Origin of the sequence: Salinimicrobium tongyeongense, from assembly GCF_026109735.1 — a bacterium.
Classification (GTDB): Bacteria; Bacteroidota; Bacteroidia; order Flavobacteriales; family Flavobacteriaceae; genus Salinimicrobium; species Salinimicrobium tongyeongense.
Genome location: NZ_CP069620.1, coordinates 1,222,689 through 1,242,216, shown reverse-complemented (window position 1 = coordinate 1,242,216; position 19,528 = coordinate 1,222,689). Strand labels below are relative to the sequence as shown.

10 protein-coding genes are annotated in these 19,528 nt (G+C 46.0%); all 10 read left to right on the top strand.

What is annotated here, in order from left to right; translation table 11 throughout:
• The first annotated feature begins 14 nt into the window (after positions 1 to 14).
• The 10 genes from JRG66_RS05435 (at position 15) to sov (ending at position 19,494) form a co-directional block, all read left to right on the top strand.
• Positions 15 to 1,142 (top strand): cytochrome c oxidase subunit II, encoded by a 1,128-nt coding sequence (locus JRG66_RS05435; RefSeq protein ID WP_265164785.1) that lies wholly within the window; start codon positions 15 to 17, stop codon positions 1,140 to 1,142.
• 21 nt (positions 1,143 to 1,163) lie between these two features.
• The gene (locus JRG66_RS05430; RefSeq protein WP_265164784.1) at positions 1,164 to 2,981 is read left to right on the top strand and encodes a cytochrome c oxidase subunit I; all 1,818 of its coding nucleotides are present in this window, start codon (positions 1,164 to 1,166) and stop codon (positions 2,979 to 2,981) included.
• Positions 2,982 to 3,063: 82 nt separating this feature from the next.
• Entirely contained in the window at positions 3,064 to 4,086 is a 1,023-nt protein-coding gene (ruvB, locus tag JRG66_RS05425; RefSeq protein ID WP_265164783.1) for a Holliday junction branch migration DNA helicase RuvB, read from the top strand.
• Between the two features lie 48 nt (positions 4,087 to 4,134).
• Positions 4,135 to 4,719, top strand: coding sequence for a transposase (locus JRG66_RS05420; RefSeq protein WP_265164782.1), 585 nt, complete (start codon positions 4,135 to 4,137; stop codon positions 4,717 to 4,719).
• 129 nt (positions 4,720 to 4,848) lie between these two features.
• Complete coding sequence (locus tag JRG66_RS05415; RefSeq protein ID WP_265164780.1) at positions 4,849 to 6,174, top strand: cytochrome P450; 1,326 nt, start codon at positions 4,849 to 4,851, stop codon at positions 6,172 to 6,174.
• Positions 6,175 to 6,248: 74 nt separating this feature from the next.
• Positions 6,249 to 7,184: a tRNA epoxyqueuosine(34) reductase QueG gene (queG, locus tag JRG66_RS05410; protein WP_265164779.1), complete on the top strand. Its 936-nt coding sequence runs from the start codon at positions 6,249 to 6,251 to the stop codon at positions 7,182 to 7,184.
• Between the two features lie 47 nt (positions 7,185 to 7,231).
• Positions 7,232 to 9,163, top strand: a complete 1,932-nt coding sequence (locus JRG66_RS05405; protein ID WP_265164778.1) for a trehalase family glycosidase — start codon at positions 7,232 to 7,234, stop codon at positions 9,161 to 9,163.
• Positions 9,164 to 9,301: 138 nt separating this feature from the next.
• Positions 9,302 to 11,587 carry an NADP-dependent malic enzyme gene (locus tag JRG66_RS05400; RefSeq protein ID WP_265164777.1) on the top strand — a complete coding sequence of 762 codons (2,286 nt, stop codon included), beginning with the start codon at positions 9,302 to 9,304 and terminating at the stop codon, positions 11,585 to 11,587.
• Positions 11,588 to 11,761: 174 nt separating this feature from the next.
• A complete protein-coding gene (gene ruvA, locus JRG66_RS05395; protein ID WP_265164776.1) occupies positions 11,762 to 12,343 on the top strand; it encodes a Holliday junction branch migration protein RuvA in 582 nt (193 codons plus the stop codon).
• The gene (gene sov, locus JRG66_RS05390; RefSeq protein ID WP_265164775.1) at positions 12,340 to 19,494 is read left to right on the top strand and encodes a T9SS outer membrane translocon Sov/SprA; all 7,155 of its coding nucleotides are present in this window, start codon (positions 12,340 to 12,342) and stop codon (positions 19,492 to 19,494) included. Before ruvA ends, sov begins: the two co-directional genes overlap by 4 nt.
• Positions 19,495 to 19,528: the final 34 nt, after the last annotated feature.

Here is a 19,528-nt window from a genome sequence, read left to right as displayed (position 1 = left end):
AGAGAAACTATAAAATGACAGTATTTTTAATCATAATAGTAGTAGCATTATTTGCGATAACTATCTGGCAGCTTTCCAGGATCTTTCAATTATCGAGGAACACCAGTTCCACCGATGCTTCTGAGGTCGCAAGTGATAAGGATAACAGAACTCAGGGGAACCTAATGCTTGCCTTTGGTATCGCATTCTATCTTTTCATGCTTTACAACTTCTGGAACTTTAGCGACAGGGCTTTACCTGCAGCTTCTTCAGAACATGGAGCCGATTATGACAACCTCTTGTTGATTACCATGGCTGTGATCATGTTTGTGCAGGTGATCACCCAGGGCCTTCTTCACTACTTTGCCTTTAAATACAAAGGTAAAAAAGGGCAGAAAGCACTTTTCTTTGCCGATAACGATAAGCTGGAATTTGTTTGGACCATCATTCCGGTAATTGTACTGGCCGGGTTGATCATCTACGGATTGTTTACCTGGAGTGATATTATGGATGTTGATGAAGAAGATGACCCTATTGTCATTGAACTTTATGCCAAACAATTTAGCTGGCAGGCACGTTATGCCGGGCAGGATAATGTTCTTGGAAAAGCAAACGTTCGTTTTATTGAAGGAGCTAACACTATGGGGGTTGATGAAAGCGATCCTTATGCAATGGATGATGTGATCACGGCAGAGATCCACCTTCCGGTGAACAGGCCTGTATTGTTCAAAATGAGATCGCAGGATGTGCTGCACTCTGCATACTTCCCACACTTTAGAGCTCAAATGAACGTGGTTCCTGGAATGATCACTCAGTTCTCATTCACGCCAACTGTAACTACCGATGAGATCAATGAGACCGAATATATGAGAGACAAGGTCGCATATATTAATGAAATAAGAAGAGAGAAGAGCGCCGAGCTTGCTGCATTGGGGGAAGAACCTTTGGGAGACTATGAGCAATTTGAATATTACCTGTTGTGTAATAAAATTTGTGGTGTGGCACACTACAACATGCAAATGAAAGTAGTTGTAGAGACCGAAGAAGAATTCAATACCTGGATGGCAGAACAAAAGGAGTATTCTGAAACCATGCAAGCAGCAACTGCAGGCACGCAGGTAGAACAAAGTAGCGGGAACGAACTTGCACAGGTAGAAAATTAATAAAGTTAAGAATAAAGAAATATGTCAGCAGTAGGACACGTACCGGTTAATGAACACGCTCATGATGATCATCACCATGAGGGTAATTTCTTTACGAAATATATATTCAGCATGGATCATAAGGTTATTGCAAAGCAATACCTTTTCACGGCTCTTTTTATGGGGATTATTGGAATTGCAATGTCCATTTTCTTCCGTATGCAGCTTGCCTGGCCGTCTGAATCATTTAAAATATTTGAGATCTTTTTAGGAAAATGGGCCCCGGGAGGTGTTATGAGCCAGGAGATCTACCTTGCTCTTGTGACTATTCACGGTACCATCATGGTATTCTTTGTACTTACACAGGGGCTTAGTGGAACCTTTAGTAACCTTTTGATTCCGCTTCAAATTGGTGCCCGCGATATGGCTTCAGGATTTATGAATATGCTCTCTTACTGGCTGTTCTTCCTTTCCTGTGTCATCATGCTAAGCTCATTGTTTATTGAGTCGGGTCCTGCTTCCGCAGGATGGACTATCTATCCGCCGCTTAGTGCACTGCCACAGGCTATTGGTGGTTCGGGGCTGGGAATGACACTTTGGCTGGTGTCTATGGCCATCTTCATTGCTTCGTCTCTACTTGGTTCGCTAAACTATATTGTTACGGTCATTAACCTTAGAACTAAGGGCATGTCTATGACCCGTTTACCATTGACTATCTGGGCACTTTTTGTTACTGCAATCATTGGGGTGGTTTCTTTCCCGGTACTCTTATCGGCAGCTTTGATGCTTATCATGGATAGAAGCTTCGGAACTTCGTTCTTCTTAAGTGATATCTATATTGGAGGTGAAGTATTGCACTACCAGGGTGGGTCGCCTATCCTGTTTGAACACCTTTTTTGGTTCCTTGGTCACCCCGAAGTTTACATTGTTATTCTTCCTGCCATGGGTATCGCTTCAGAGATCCTTGCAACCAACTCCAGAAAACCCATTTTTGGATACCGTGCGATGATCGCTTCCATTCTGGGAATTGCCTTTCTTTCAACCATCGTTTGGGGGCACCACATGTTCGTATCGGGTATGAACCCGTTCCTTGGTTCGGTGTTTACCTTTACCACGCTATTGATCGCGATTCCTTCCGCAGTAAAAGCCTTTAACTGGATTACAACGATCTGGAAAGGAAACCTGCAAATGAACCCGTCAATGCTGTTCTCCATTGGTTTCGTTTCTACCTTCATCACAGGAGGTCTAACCGGGATCGTGCTTGGGGACAGTACCCTTGATATCAACGTTCACGATACATACTTCGTTGTGGCTCACTTCCACCTGGTGATGGGTATTTCGGCGCTCTACGGAATGTTTGCCGGTATCTACCACTGGTTCCCAAAAATGTTTGGGCGCATGATGAACAAGAACCTTGGCTACATCCACTTCTGGATCACCATTATAGGGGCCTACGGGGTTTTCTTCCCAATGCACTTTGTGGGAATGGCAGGTCTTCCGCGTAGATACTACGATAACACCGCTTTCCCATACTTTGATGACCTTTTGGAGATCAACGTGTTGATTACCGTATTCGCCATCATTACTGCTTTGGTACAGCTGGTGTTCCTTTACAATTTTATCCATTCTATTTTTGCGGGTAAGAAAGCTACTGCCAACCCCTGGAACTCCAACTCACTTGAGTGGACTACTCCTGTGGAGCCTATCCACGGAAACTGGCCTGGAGAGATCCCACACGTTTACCGTTGGGCTTACGACTACAGTAAAACAAATGAAAATGGCGACTACGTAATTGCAGGGCAGGATTTTGCGCCCCAAAACGTACCGCTTCAAAAAGGGGAAGAAGAGCTTAACCACTAAGCAATCCTTCTTTAATACTACAAAGCCTTTTCAACTACTGAAAAGGCTTTTTTCTTTTATCTTTGCTCCAAACCTCATGAGCATGAACGAAAACCTTGATCCAACCGGAGAGAATTTTTCTCCTGAAGAAATGGACATTGAAAGAGCTTTAAGGCCGCTGCAATTTGACGATTTTGCCGGCCAGGATCAGGTGCTCGATAATCTGAAAGTTTTTGTAAGTGCAGCCAATCAGCGGGGAGAGGCGCTAGATCATACGCTGTTTCACGGGCCTCCGGGACTTGGTAAAACCACTTTAGCTCATATTCTGGCCAATGAACTTGGAGTCGGGATTAAAGTCACCTCAGGTCCTGTTTTGGATAAACCCGGCGATCTTGCCGGTTTACTAACCAACCTTGAAGAAAGGGATGTACTTTTCATAGATGAGATCCACCGCCTTAGTGCTGTTGTGGAAGAATATTTGTATTCAGCCATGGAAGATTACAGGATCGATATCATGATCGAAACCGGCCCCAATGCCCGTTCAGTCCAGATCAATCTTAATCCTTTTACCCTTATTGGTGCAACCACCCGTAGCGGATTACTAACCGCACCTATGCGCGCCCGCTTCGGAATTTCCAGCCGACTCGAATATTACACTACCGAATTATTATCTGATATCGTACAACGCAGCGCCCATATCCTCAAAGTGCCAATTTCTATGGAAGCTGCTATCGAGATTGCAGGCCGCAGCCGTGGTACCCCTCGTATCGCAAATGCCCTTTTAAGAAGGGTAAGGGATTTTGCCCAGATCAAAGGCAACGGGAAAATAGATATTGAAATTGCCAAGTACAGCCTTAAAGCGTTAAATGTTGATGCCCACGGCCTCGATGAAATGGATAACAAGATCCTCACCACTATAATTGACAAATTCAAAGGTGGTCCTGTTGGAATTACCACATTGGCAACCGCCGTTAGTGAAAGCGCAGAGACTATAGAAGAAGTATACGAACCTTTCCTAATTCAGCAGGGCTTCATTCAGCGCACCCCCCGGGGAAGAGAAGTCACCGAGGCGGCCTATAAACACCTCGGAAGAGTAAGAGGCGGTATCCAGGGAGGACTGTTTTAACAAACCTAATAGGTCTTCAAGACCTGTTAGGTTTTAAAGTATTTGGACATGAAACAGGATGTACTGGAGCCGGGTGGAACCTACCATATTTTCAATCGGGGGAATAATAAGGAAGATATTTTTAGAGAATTGGAGAATTATCAATATTTTCTTTATCTCCTTAAAAAATATTTAGTGCCTGTTTGTGACATTTATGCCTACTGCCTTCTAAAAAACCATTTCCATTTATTATTGAGGCTTAAAGATCCTCAGGATTTATCTCCTAAATTATGTGAAAAGCCACACCTGGCTTTTTCACATCTATTCAACGCCTACACTAAAGCCTTTAATAAAAGATATGGCAGGTCTGGAAGTCTTTTTCAGGAACATATTAAAAGAAAAAGAGTGGAGGATGAGAAATACTTAATTCAATTAATTGCTTATATTCATCTTAATCCGGTAAAGCACGGTTTTACTGAAGATTATAAAACCTATAAATTTTCGTCATATCAGGCTTATAAATCGTCTAAACCTTCTCTTCTGAAAAGAGAATATATACTATCTCTTATCGATCCTGAAGTGTTCGAACATTGGCATGATGAAAGAAAATTACAAACCGATTATCTGAGTAACTTTCTACAGGGCCAGACCTAACAGGTCTTCAAGACCTGTTAGGTCTTTATTTAATAAATTTTAGGCGTTACCAAAGGATTTCAAAATTGGCCTTTTAGACTTACCTAACGGGTTTCAGAAACCTATTAGGTCTGAAAAATTACTGAAAATATGAAAAAGACCCACGGCATACCCAAAGTTTCCCGAAAGCATTTTTACAAAAGTGCCCTTGGCATTTTAAAAAATCCGCTGCCGTTTCACCATCAGAATTTTGAAAAGCACGGGGACACTTTTTTGCTGAACGTGGGGATGGGAAGGGAGATCATCTTTTCCCGTGATTCTGGTTTTGCCGAATATGTGCTTCAGAAGAATCAGAAGAACTACACGAAATCGGAAATTCAGACTGTAGATATGGCCAAATATCTGGGTCAGGGCCTGCTCACTGCCGAAGGAGAGCTTTGGAAAAAACAGCGTAAGCTCATCCAGCCTGCTTTTCACAAAAAGCAATTGGCGGGGCTGTTAGATAAAGTGCAATCGGCAATCGTGGAAGAGTTGAAGAAGATCAATACCACGGCACCCATGGATGTTTTTCCGGTGTACAATGACCTTGCTTTTCAAACTGTGGTAAAATCCCTTTTCAGCAGTGCCGTGGGCCAGCGGGAGATCGACAGGCTTCAGTTTATTACCGAAGCTGCTCAAAAAATGCTCGTGAAGGAGCTGCGGCAGCCGTACCTGGGCTGGTACTTTAAGTGGTTTGGAAAAATTAAGGAACACCTCGACCTAACCGCCGAGGCCAGGCAGATCCTCACCCGCATTATTGAAGATCGCAAACAAAGCGGCAAGCGTGAAGACGACCTGCTCGATATGCTGCTCGACGCCCGTTATGAAGATGGCAATACCATGACGCATGAGCAGCTTATCGACGAGATCCTCATCCTGTTTACGGCCGGCCACGAAACTACTTCAAATGCACTGACTTTTATTACCCAGCTGCTGGGAAGAAATCCCCAAGTGCAGGAGAAAATACTCGCAGAAGTGCAACTTGCCAAAGATAATCCCGAAGATCTTATGGGATTCCTAAGGCATTGCCGCTATACGCAGGCGGTGGTGGAAGAGGGCATGAGGCTGTATCCGCCGGTATATTTTATTGACAGGGTGAACCTCGAAGATGACGAATTCGAAGGGAAATTCTATCCCAAAGGTTCCAGCCTGTTGTTTTCTATTTATGAGATCCACAGGCACCCAAAGCATTGGAAGGATCCTGAGCAGTTTTTACCTGAAAGATTTCTTGAAGGGAAATACGCCAGTTTTTTTCCTTTTGGTGCAGGCCCGCGCAAATGCATCGGGAATAATTTTGCCATGTATGAAATGGTCATGACGGTAGCCGAACTGGTTTCCAGGTACAAAATTGAGGCCGGCCCGGGAGAAATCCAAATTCAGCCGCTCATCACCCTTAAACCAAAAAACGCCGTACTTCAGTTTAAGCTTCGGAAATAATCCCTTCCAAAAATGCTATTTTTGGCACCTCATAATTTTTTGTGTTGGGCACAGAAGTTGCAAAGTTTCAGAAAGTGAATAATTCAGCAAGATCAAAGAACAGCGCTTTAATTAAAGCCGAAGCTAAGCGCCTTGGCTTCTTGTCTTGCGGCATTTCCAAAGCTGAATTTCTCGAGGAAGAAGCGCCGCGCCTGGAAGAATATCTTTCCAAAGAAAGACACGGAAAAATGTCATTTTTGGAGAATTATTTTGACAAGCGACTCGACCCCACCAAACTTGTTGAGGGCTCAAAAAGCGTGATTTCCCTGCTGCTCAATTATTACCCCGAGGAGAAACAGCGCGAAGATTCCTACAAAATCAGCAAATACGCCTACGGCACCGATTATCATTATGTCATAAAAGATAAACTGAAAAGTTTACTGCAGTTCATGCAGCAGGAAATAGGCGAGGTTGGAGGCAGGGCTTTTGTAGATTCTGCGCCGGTGATGGACAAAGCCTGGGCCGCCAAAGCCGGTTTGGGCTGGGTGGGCAAGCACACGCTGCTGCTTTCCAAACAAAAAGGTTCGTTCTTTTTTGTAGCCGAACTCATTGTGGACTTGGAACTGGAATACGACGCGCCCGTAACCGATCACTGCGGAAGCTGCACCGCCTGTATCGACGCCTGCCCCACAAATGCCATTGTAGAACCCTACAAAGTTGACGGCAGCAAATGTATTTCCTATTTCACAATTGAACTGAAGGATCAGCTTCCGCAGGAAATGAAGGGGAAGTTTGATGACTGGGCTTTTGGCTGCGATACTTGCCAGGATGTGTGCCCGTGGAACCGGTTTTCAAAACCCCATAACGAGCCGCTGTTCAATCCGCATCCCGAATTGTTGAGCATGAGCAAAAAAGACTGGGAAGAGATCACAGAAGAGACTTTTCGGGAGGTTTTCAGGAAGTCGGCGGTAAAACGCACCAAGTACAGCGGATTTACCCGAAACATTAAATTCCTCAAAAAAGATTCCTGAAGCTTTCTCTCTGAGAATTCGTAACTTTCTGTTTCAACAGAAAAACTATGGTCTCAAAAAGGAGATTTTTCAGCTTTATTTTTTTCCTGTTTCTTCTGAATGCTCCTGTTTTCGCACAGGAATTTCAGCTGGAGACAGAAAAGACTATGCAGCGCCTGTTGCAGCAGGCCGATACCGATGGGGATAAGAAGGTCACGGTAGAAGACGAGCCAAAAATGCCATTTTTGATACCCCGTTCCCAGGGAGATTCGGTAGCAATTGGGGAAATTTATTATTTATCAAATTTACTTCAGGAGCTGGCCATTGCCAGGGGAAATGATGAGGATTATCTTGAAATCAGCCTGGAAGAGATTCAGGAAAAACCGGCAGATCGAATTTCCCGCAGGATCAAAGAGCAATTTTGGGATGACCTCACCCGCACCATAGACCGGAAGGGGATTGAGAAGATCCTGAGGGATACAAAAGCTTCAGATGGGGTGCAGCGGCTGTACGTGCCGGCAACAGATACTTCAGGAATAAAATATTACAAGGATCTTCAGCAGGAATTAAGCGGGTTTGAGGTCGTGGTGCTTCCGGAGAAAATCACACCGCAATACGTGAAATCCATAAATGAGAAGCCGGGCCTGCTGGCTCTAAAAATTGAGGATGGGCGCGGGGTTCCGTTTGTGGTTCCCGGCGGCAGGTTCAACGAAATGTACGGCTGGGACAGTTATTTTGAAGGTGTGGGGCTGCTTATTGACGGCAGGATAGATCTTGCCAGGGCCATGGTAGATAATTTTATCTACCAGATCAATCACTACGGAAAGATCCTCAATGCCAATCGCTCCTACTACCTCACCAGGACTCAGCCGCCGTTCATGTCTTCTTTTGTGCGGGAGGTTTATGAAGCCATGGAAGAAAAGGATGAAAAATGGCTGCGGAAGGCTTTGGAGGCAGCCATAAAAGAATACGGGCAGGTGTGGATGGTAAAAGGCGAACGTCTTACTGGAAACGGTTTAAACCGCTATTTTGCTGAAGGGATTGGTATACCGCCGGAGACTGAAAAAGGGCATTTTGACGAGGTGCTTCGGGGATTTGCAGAGAAATATGGTTTGGAAGTTTCAGAATTTGTGGAGAAGTACCAGTCGGGAGAAATAGATGCGCCTGAAGTAGATGAGTATTTCCTGCACGATCGCAGTTTGCGCGAGAGCGGGCATGATACTTCCTGGCGGCTGGAGAACAGAACGGCTTATCTCAACACCGTAGATCTCAATTCCCTGCTCTATAAATATGAAAAGGATTTTGAGTATCTCATTGATGAATATTTTGACGGGCGTTTTACCACTTCTACAGGAAAAACCTACACCGATGATCACTGGGAAGAAAAAGCCGAAGATCGAAAAGAGCTTATGAACAGGTATTTGTGGAATGAAAATTCCGGCAGCTTTTACGACTACAATTTTAAAACCGGGGAACAAACTGGATATACTTCGGCCACCAACTTTTACCCCTTGTGGAGCGGACTGGCTTCCGAAGAGCAGGCAGAAAGGATGGTACCTCAATTAATGCACGATCTACAGGCGCAGGGCGGAATTCTCTCAAGTGCAAGATCTTCCGTAGAAAAAAATGCTACCAATGAGGTGCAGCGGCAATGGGATTATCCTTATGGCTGGGCGCCGCACCAAATGCTGCTATGGCAGGGCTTGCTCGATTATGGCTATGAAGCACAAGCCTATGAGCTCATTTATCGCTGGCTGTGGATGATTACCAAAAATGCGGTAGATTACAACGGAACAATCCCCGAAAAATATGATGTTGTTGATGCCACGCACAAGGTTTACGCTGAATACGGCAACGTGGGAACCGAATTTGATTATATCACCACCTCGGGCTTTGGCTGGATGAATGCTTCCTATCAACTGGGGCTGGAGTTGCTTCCGGAGCAATATGTAGAGAAGCTAAACGCGCTGGTGCCGCCGGGGGAGCTTATATTTAAATGAAAACCTTCAGGAAGAGGTCTTGTTGTTATTACAATTCGAGCCCGCACCGGCAGTGGTGCTTACTAAAAAGTGAGCGGCATTAATAAGCCATATAGCCGAAACTATTACCTTTGTACCGCCTGAAAAAACAGGGGAATTATGAGGAACGAACGCAAAAGACGTGAAGCGCTGGTATATCACGCAAAGCCGCACCCGGGTAAAATACAGGTGGTGCCAACAAAAAAATATTCTACTCAACGCGATCTTTCACTGGCTTATTCACCCGGGGTGGCCGAGCCCTGCCTGGAAATCCATAAAAATAAAGAAAACGTTTACAAGTATACGACCAAGGGCAACCTGGTGGCGGTGATCTCTAATGGTACAGCCGTGCTCGGGCTTGGCGATATTGGGCCCGAAGCCTCCAAACCGGTGATGGAGGGCAAGGGTCTGCTCTTTAAAATCTTTGCCGATATCGATGTGTTTGACATTGAAGTAGATACCAAAGATGTGGATGCCTTTGTGGATACTGTTAAAAATATAGCTCCCACTTTTGGAGGGATAAACCTGGAAGATATTGCTGCGCCCGAAGCTTTCGAGATTGAAAGCAGGTTGAAGGCCGAGCTTGATATTCCGGTGATGCACGACGATCAACACGGTACAGCAATTATTTCTTCGGCGGCTCTGCTCAATGCGCTAGATCTTGCCAATAAGAAGATAGGCAAGGTAAAAGTTGTGATCTCGGGAGCCGGGTCGGCAGCCATTGCCTGTGCCAACCTCTATGTTGCCCTGGGCGTGAAAATTGAGAACATCGTGATGTTTGATGTGAACGGAGCGTTGCACAAAGACCGCGAAGACCTTTCTGAACTTCAGAAGAGGTTTGTGGTAAAGAAAAGATACGAAAATTTATCGGCGGCCATGGATGGAGCCGATGTTTTCCTGGGGCTTTCGGTGGGGAATATCGTAAAACCCGAAATGCTGAAGAAAATGGCAAAACGCCCTATCGTTTTTGCCATGGCAAACCCCGAACCCGAAATAGATTATGACCTGGCCGTGGCTACCCGCAAAGATATCATTATGGCCACGGGCCGCAGCGATCATCCCAACCAGGTGAACAACGTACTGGGATTTCCGTTTATTTTCCGCGGAGCTCTCGATGTGCGCGCCACCAAGATCAATGAAGAGATGAAGATGGCTGCGGTAAAGGCACTTGCGGCTTTGGCAAAAGAGCCGGTGCCAGAGCAGGTGAATATCGCCTATGGCGAAACCAAGCTGCTGTTTGGGAAAGATTATATCATTCCCAAACCTTTCGATCCCCGATTGATTACCCAGGTGCCGCCGGCAGTGGCAAAAGCCGCGATGGAAACAGGGGTCGCCAAAAATCCTATTCTCGATTGGGAACGCTATGAGCATGAACTGCTCGAGCGAATGGGCAATGACAATAAGATCACGCGCCTGCTTATGAACCGGGCCAAAATGAGCCCGAAGACCGTGGTTTTTGCTGAAGCCGATCACCTCGATGTGCTTAAGGCAGCTCAAATTGCGCATGATGAAGGTATAGCAAAACCAATCCTGCTGGGCCGCCGCGATGTGATTGAAGAACTGATGCGGGAAATCGATTTTCATGCCGATGATGTGGATATTATCGACTCCAAAAGCGATGACGAGAATGACCGCCGTACCAAATACGCCGAAGTTTACTGGCAAACCCGGAAGCGCAAGGGGGTTACCCGTTATGATGCGCAGCTTCTCATGAGGCAGCGCAATTATTTTGCTGCAATGATGGTGAACGCCGGCGATGCCGATGCTTTGATCTCGGGCTACTCCAGGGCTTATCCCACTGTGCTCAAGCCTATGCTTGAGCTCATAGGCAAGGCCGCAGGGGTTTCAAAAGTAGCCGCCACCAATTTGATGAACACTTCCCGCGGGCCCTTGTTTATTAGCGATACTTCTGTAAATGTGGATCCCAGCGCAAAAGAGCTGGCTAAAATAGCACAAATGACCGCCCGTACCGTGAAGCTCTTCGGAATGGAACCGGTCATTGCCATGATCTCCTACGGAAACTTTGGTTCTTCAAAGAATGAAAAGGCCGAAAAAGTGAAAGACGCCGTAGATTATTTGCACCGTTTTTACCCCGACCTTATTGTAGATGGGGAAATGCAAACCGATTTTGCCTTGAACAGCGAACTGTTACAGAAAAAATTTCCTTTTTCAAAACTGGCGGGGCGTAAGGTGAATACCCTTATTTTCCCCAACCTCGATTCGGGTAACAGCACCTATAAGTTGTTAAAAGAGCTCAACAAAACAGAATCTGTGGGGCCAATCCTTATGGGGATGAACAAGCCGGTGCACGTGCTGCAATTGGGTGCGAGCGTTGAAGAAATTGTGAACATGACTGCCGTAGCAGTGGTTGATGCACAGGAGAAGGAGCGCAGGGCAAAGCGATAAGAAATAAATTATTGCGCTGGAGTAGTATTAAGAAAGATCATAGAGATGTTTAGCTGGAGAACTGAAAAAATGATGCGGAAAAATACCTTTTTTGAGTACCGTGGGCAAAGGGATTTTCTTATTTCTTCATCCTGCAAATTTTACTACATTTGACGCCTTAACTGTCTATTTTCCATGATCTATAGTATTAAAGGCCGACTGGTTGAAAAAAATCCGACGAATGTGGTGATTGATTGCAACGGGGTGGCTTATTTCATTCATATTTCGCTTAACACTTTTTCCCAGATTCCTTCGCAGGAATCCCTGCAGCTGTACACACATTTGCAGGTGAAAGAAGATTCCCATACCCTGTATGGCTTTTGGGGAAAGACTGAGCGGGAGATCTTCAGGCTTTTAATTTCGGTTTCTGGAGTGGGGGCGAGCACTGCCCGCAGCATGTTATCTTCGCTTGAGCCCGTGCAGATCATGGAGGCAATAGCTGCCGGGGATGTGGCGACAATTCAGGGAATAAAAGGGATTGGGGCAAAAACGGCGCAGCGGGTTATTATAGATCTTAAAGATAAAATCGTAAAAGTCTTTGGTATTGAAGAAGTTTCGGCAACACAAAGCAATACAAATCGTGAAGAAGCGTTATCAGCTTTAGAGACCCTGGGTTATACAAGAAAGCAATCCGAAAAAGTAGTGGAGAAAATTGTGAAGGCAGAACCCGATGCTTCAGTAGAATCTCTTATAAAGCAGGCACTTAAAAAACTATGACTCCTTTGGAGCAAAATTACAATTTCAGGTTTTGGCTTTCAATCTCCCTTGCACTTATTGGTGTACTGGTATTTTCGTCGCCTGCCCTGGCACAGGATACACTCGTTCAACAGGACACTACAAAAACGGGGTATTCTCTGGGGAAACTCCGCTTGCCTGATCCCAATAGCATAGTTGCTTCTTACACTTATGATCCGGTTATAGACCGGTATATTTATACCGAAACCCTGGGCAGGCTGAATATAACCGCCCCTCTCATCCTTACTCCCGAAGAGTACCAGGAGCTGGTGATACAGGAGGAAATGCAGCAGTATTTCAAAGAAAAATCAGATGCTTTATCGGGAAGGAAAGAAGGTACCGAGGAAGGGCAGAGAGATCTGCTTCCGGGATTTTATGTGAACTCAGATTTCTTTCAGAATATATTTGGAGGGGGCGACATTGAATTTATTCCGCAGGGATCGGTCGCGCTTGACCTGGGGGTTTTGTATTCAAAAAGGGATAACCCTGCTTTCTCGCCCCGTAACAGGAGTTCGTTCACCTTCGATTTTGATCAGCGAATTCAGTTGAGCCTGCTTGGAAATGTTGGCGAACGCCTTAAAGTGACCGCAAATTACGATACAGAGTCAACTTTCGATTTTCAGAACCAGTTAAAACTCGAGTACACCCCTACCGAAGATGATATTATCCAAAAGATCGAGGTGGGGAATATCAACATGCCCCTAAATTCAGCTTTGATACAGGGGGCACAGAGCCTGTTTGGGATCAAGACCCAGCTTCAGTTTGGCAAAACCACGATCACCGGAGTTTTTTCTGAACAAAAGAGTGAGCGGCGTACCGTAAATGTTGAGGGTGGCGCAACTGTTCAGGAATTCGACAAGTTCGCTATAGAATACGACGAGAATAAGCACTTTTTCCTCGCTCATTACTTCCGAGATCATTATGACGATGCTCTTGAAGATTACCCCTTTATAAATTCGAATGTGCAGATCACCCGGGTTCAGGTTTGGGTGACCAACAGGACGAATAACGTGCAGAACCTCACAGATACCCGTAACATTGTAGCTATACAAGATCTTGGGGAAGCCCCGGTAGCGGGAAATGTGGGGCTCGAGAATCCGCCGGCAGGATTCTTTAACCGGCCCGCAGGTTCTTTTGCCGATAACCGCAATAACGACCTTAACCCATTCGGGATTACAGGTCCGCAGGAATCTGTGCTTAGCCCTGCAATACGCGATGTGGCCAGGGTAGAGTCTGGTTTTGGAGGTTTGCAGGTTTCAGAAGGAAGGGATTACGTAAAGCTGGAAAATGCGCGGCAGCTAAAACCAACCGAATTTCGGGTAGATACCAGGTTGGGGTACATCTCCCTCAACCAGCGGCTGGCAAGTGATGAAATTCTTGGGGTGGCTTTTCAATACACCGTGGGAGGTGAAGTTTACCAGGTGGGTGAATTTGCCAGTGACGGGATTGACGCCTCGGGAGGTACGGGAGTAGAATCTTCTGTGTCTCAAAACCTGGTGGTGAAAATGCTGAAAAGTTCTGTTACCAATGTAGAGGAGCCGGTGTGGGACCTTATGATGAAGAACATCTACAACCTGGCGGCATTTAATCTGGAACGGGAAGATTTCAGGATGAATATAGTCTATACAGATCCTCAGCCCCTCAATTACATCACCGGTGTAGACGGTGTTCCCCTGCCCGAAGATGTAGAGCAAACCACACTTTTAAGGGTGTTTAACCTCGATAACCTCAATGTTGCGGGAGACCCTATTTCGGGAGGCGACGGGTTCTTTGACTTTGTGCCGGGAATTACCATTAATCCTGAAACCGGGAATATTATATTTACCTCGGTTGAACCCTTCGGGAGTTATCTTTTTAGAAAACTTGACCCCAATCCAAATACCGGTTCAGAGGTTTATGAAATTCCGGAGACCTGGAATGCCAATCAGCAAAAATACGTTTTCAGGGCGCTTTACGAAACTACCAAAACACAGGCAGAGCAGGAGCAGGCAGAGAAGAATAAGTTCCAGCTTCGCGGGCGTTACAAATCTTCAAATGTTGAAGGGATTGCAATTGGCGCATTTAATGTTCCGCAGGGGTCGGTTACGGTGACGGCGGGAGGCCGGGTGCTGCAGGAAGGTGTAGATTACGTGGTGAATTACCAGTTTGGAAGGGTGCAGATTCTTGATGAAGCTTTGCTGGCCTCAAATATCCCTATCCAGATATCAACAGAGAATAATGCCCTTTTTGGGCAGCAAACAAAGCGCTTTACCGGGCTGCATGTAGAGCATTTGTTCAATGAGAACTTTTTGATGGGGGCTACCTACCTCAATCTCAACGAACGCCCCTTAACCCAAAAATCGAACTACAGTTATGAGCCCATCAACAATACCATTCTTGGGCTTAACCTGAATTACTCAACAGAATTGCCATTTTTGACCCGCTGGGTGAACAAACTTCCGAATATTGACACCGATGTTGCTTCCAATTTATCGCTGCGCGGTGAAGTGGCGTATTTAGTGCCGGGAGCACCAAAAGGAAGTGAATTCAATGGCCGTGCCACCACTTATGTAGACGATTTTGAAGCTGCACAAACCTCTATTGCCATAGATAATCCGCTGGGGTGGGAGCTTTCGAGTGTGCCGCTTGGTTTTGGAGGTGAGCTGGCCAACGGGAACCTCGCGACCAACTATAAAAGGGCAAAACTCGCCTGGTACAGCATAGATCCTGTTTTCTACGGAAGCAGCAGGCCTTCGGGAGTTTCAGATTCCGACCTTTCCAGCTATGCCACCAGAAGGGTATTTTTAAATGAGATTTTCCCCAATATAGACGTGGTGCAGGGGCAGTCGCAGGTGCTTTATACTCTGGATCTCGCTTACTACCCCAACATTCGTGGGCCTTATAACTTTAATCCGCAGGCTGCCGGCGGCAATACCCTGCCAAATCCTTCGGAAAATTTTGGAGGGATAAGCCGGGCCATAAATTCCACCAACTTTGAACAGAGCAATGTGGAGTACATTGAATTCTGGATGATGGACCCTTTCCTGTATTCAGAAAATGCCGGGAATGACGGCGGAAAGCTGGTCTTTAACCTGGGGAACATTTCAGAAGATGTTTTAAAGGACGGCAGGAAACAATATGAAAATGGCCTTCCGGTAGACGGAGGTGTACAAAATACCACGCCTACAGAATTTGGTAAGGTGCCGTCTAACCAATCGCTTATCTACGCGTTTAATTCTGAAGGCCAGGAAAGGCTGAATCAGGATGTGGGTTACGACGGACTTTCAGATGCTGAAGAAGCAGCGCAATATCCGGCTTTCCAAAGCCTTCCCGATCCGGCAGCCGATAACTACGATTACTTTTTGAATGCTTCCGGAGGAATTTTAGAGCGCTACTACGACTACAACGGAATTGAAGGAAACTCCCCGCCCGATTTTTCGAATACCAATCGCGGGAACAGCACGCTTCCCACTGTAGAAGACCTTAACCGCGACAATACCATGAATACGGTTGACAGTTACTACGAGTATGAAGTGCCTGTTTACCCGAATATGAATATTGACAACAGCCGCTACGTGACCGATGTGAAGAACTTCACGATAAGTTTGCCCAACGGGCAGGAGATGCCGGTGAGATGGCTGCAATTTAAAATTCCAATTTATGAGCCTACCGCGGCCAATGGAGGGATTGGTGATTTCAGGTCTATAAGGTTCATGAGAATGTACCTCACAGAATTTGAGGAACCCACCGTGTTGAGGTTTGGAACTATGGATTTGGTGCGCGGGGACTATCGCAGGTACACCCAGACCCTGGATCCAGACAAATCTGATCCGGCCAATGAAAGTACCACTTTCACGGTTTCTTCGGTAAGTATCGAAGAGAACGAGAACAGGCAGCCTATTCCGTATGTATTGCCTCCGGGTGTAGATCGTGAAGAATTGATGAACAACAATACCACGGTGAGGCAGAACGAGCAGTCGCTTGCCATTAATGTTTGTGACCTGGAGCCGCAGGATGCCCGCGGGGTTTATAAAAACTTCCAGTTAGACATGCGCCAGTATAAGAACCTTGAAATGTTCATTCATGCCGAGCCTGTAGTGAACAGGTTAAAATGGCAGGAAGGGGAACTGGTGGCCTTTATGAGGATTGGTACCGATTTTACCGATAACTTTTACCAGATTGAAATTCCGCTGAAGCCTACCGAATTTGGGGCTGTTTCGGCTTCAGAAATATGGCCTGCAGAAAACCGGATGAACCTGTCGCTCGAATTGTTGCAGGAAGTGAAAGCCACCGTCATTGGAAATCCTGAATTGGTCTCTACCGAGCTCAACTTCTTTAACGAAGCCGGAGAAATGGTGGCAGCCGATGCGCCTTATGAGATGGGGCGTTTAAGGGTTGGAATCAAAGGAAACCCAAGCTTCGGAAATGTGAGAATGCTGATGCTGGGTGTCAAAAATGGCCTTTCTGAAGCCACTTCCAGAAACCTTTGCGGCGAAGTATGGTTCAACGAACTTCGGCTTTCTGAACTCGATAATGAAGGTGGCTGGGCAGCAATTGTAAATATGGATGCCAACGTGGCCGATTTCGCAAACCTTTCGGCTACCGGAAGAAAGAGTACGGTGGGGTTTGGGTCTCTGGAGCAGGGGCCAAACCAGCGAAGCCGAGAAGATTTCCTTCAGTATGACGTGGTGAGCAACCTCAATATGGGGCAGTTGCTGCCGCGCAATTGGGGGGTGAGAATCCCGGTGAGTTACAGCTATGGCGAAGAATTGATCACCCCCAAATATGATCCGGAATTTCTTGACCTGGAGCTCGAGACCGTGCTTGACAATGCCGCAACAGAAGAGATAAGGAATGACCTAAAAGAAAGGGCCGAAGATTACACCCGTCGCCAAAGTATTAACGTTATTGGACTTCGCAAGGAGCGGGTCAATGACGATAAGCCCATGCCGTATGATATTGAAAATTTAAGTGTTTCGGGAAGTTACAACCAGGTAGATCACAGGGATTTTGAAATAGAAGATGCTTTTGATCAAACCGTGCGGGTGGGCGCAACTTACGATTATACATTTGCACCGGTGAATATCGAGCCTTTGCGAAATGTAAAAGCCCTTGACAGTAGCGCGTATTTTGCACTTTTGAGAGATTTCAACTTTAACGTTTTTCCCTCAAACATTACGGCTACCTCTACCATCTTCAGGCAGTACAATGAACAAAAATTCAGGGAGATCAATCTGCCTCCTGGGTTCCTTAACGGAATTCCCACTTTATACCAGAGAAATTTCCTGTTTGACTGGCAGTACACCATCAATTACAATTTCACCAAAAGCCTGAGGCTCAATTTTGATTCTTCGACCAACAGGGTAGTGAGAAATTACTTTGATGATGAGAACAATCCCGATACCACCACCAGGGTGTGGGACGGGTTCTTCAATACAGGGATTCCAAATCAACATTTCCAGTCGCTGCAGCTCAATTATGATCTTCCACTTTCAAAGATCCCGGCGCTTGGTTTCCTTAAAACCACTTATTCTTATACAGGGAACTTCCAGTGGGAACGTGGTTCCGAAATTTATGAAACTCTTGAAGACGTACCCGATCTTGGGAACAGCATTCAGAATTCCAATATGCACCAGATAAGTGCAAACCTTGAAATGCAGACGCTTTACGATTATATTGGGCTTAAGAAAAGGACCCGCCCCGGGGGAGGCCCAAATACCATCGAGGAGCGAAGCAGGGCAGTGCCCACTTTGGGCAATAAACCAGCAGCGCCGTCACAGGCCGATGTTGCCAGGCTTAGTGCAGGAGACAGAACGTATAATACCATGATTGGGCTGCTTACTTCCATTAGGAGAGTACAGGTAAATTACCAGGAGAACAACGGGATCTTTTTGCCGGGCTATACCAATGACATCGGATTTTTGGGAACCTGGAACCCTACCTTTGGCTTTACCGTGGGGAGCCAGGAAGACGTGAGGTATATGGCGGCTCGCAAAGGCTGGCTTACCCTTTACGAAGATTTTAACCAGCAGTACACCGAAGTGGAAAACGAGCAGCTTGGCATCAACGCCGAAATTTCACTTCTGCCCGACCTTACAATTCAGCTTACCGCAAACCGGTTGTATTCTGAAACTTTTCAGGAGAATTACAGGGTCACGGAAGGCCGGTATAATCCGCTTACCCCGCTTACATATGGGAACTTCAGTATTTCTACAGTGCTGCTGAAGACAGCTTTCAGCCAGAGTTCGGCAGAATCTTCAGCTACTTTCCAGGACTTCAGGGAGAACAGGCTGGCCGTGGCAAGGAGGCTTGCAGTGGCGAACGGGTTTGATCCTAATGAGACCGATGCTGAAGGTTACCCGGTGGGCTTTGGCAGGAATAGTCAGAATGTACTGCTTCCGGCATTTTTAGCGGCTTATTCGGGCGCCGACCCCGATGATGTTTCATTAGGTGCTTTCAGAGATTTTCCACTTCCAAACTGGAACCTTAAATACACCGGCTTTATGCGCCTGCCATGGTTCAGAAAGAATTTTAAAAGATTTTCAATTAATCACGGCTACACCGCTGGTTATACCCTTAACCAGTTTCAGAGCAATCTCGATTACAAGCCTGAGAATCAGCGGGAAGTTGACCAGGCCGGGAACTACAAGAGTGAATTGCTGTTTTCAAACGTGAACCTCACCGAACAGTTTAGTCCGTTGATTCGCGTTGATCTTGAAATGGCAAATTCGGTTAAGATTTTAGCCGATATTCAGAAAGACCGGGCACTGTCACTGAGTTTTGACAACAACCTGCTTACCGAAATCAACGGGAACCAATACACGCTGGGGCTGGGTTACCGCATAAAAGACCTTAAAATAGATACCAAGTTTGGAGGGCGTCAAAGAATTCTAAGCAGTGACCTTAACTTTAAGGCAGATGTTTCTTACCGCCACAACGAGACGGTGATAAGATATCTCGATATAGATAATAGTCAGGTAACGGCCGGGCAGGATATTTGGGCAATTTATTTTAAGGCCGATTATGCCCTTTCCAAGAACCTTACTGCAGAAGTTTATTACGATCACAGTTTTTCTGAATATGCCATTTCTACAGCATATCCTCAAACCACTATACGTTCGGGTGTGACTTTGAGATATAACTTCGGAAATTAAAACGGGAAGCTTGACTAAAACGATTAAAAAATTA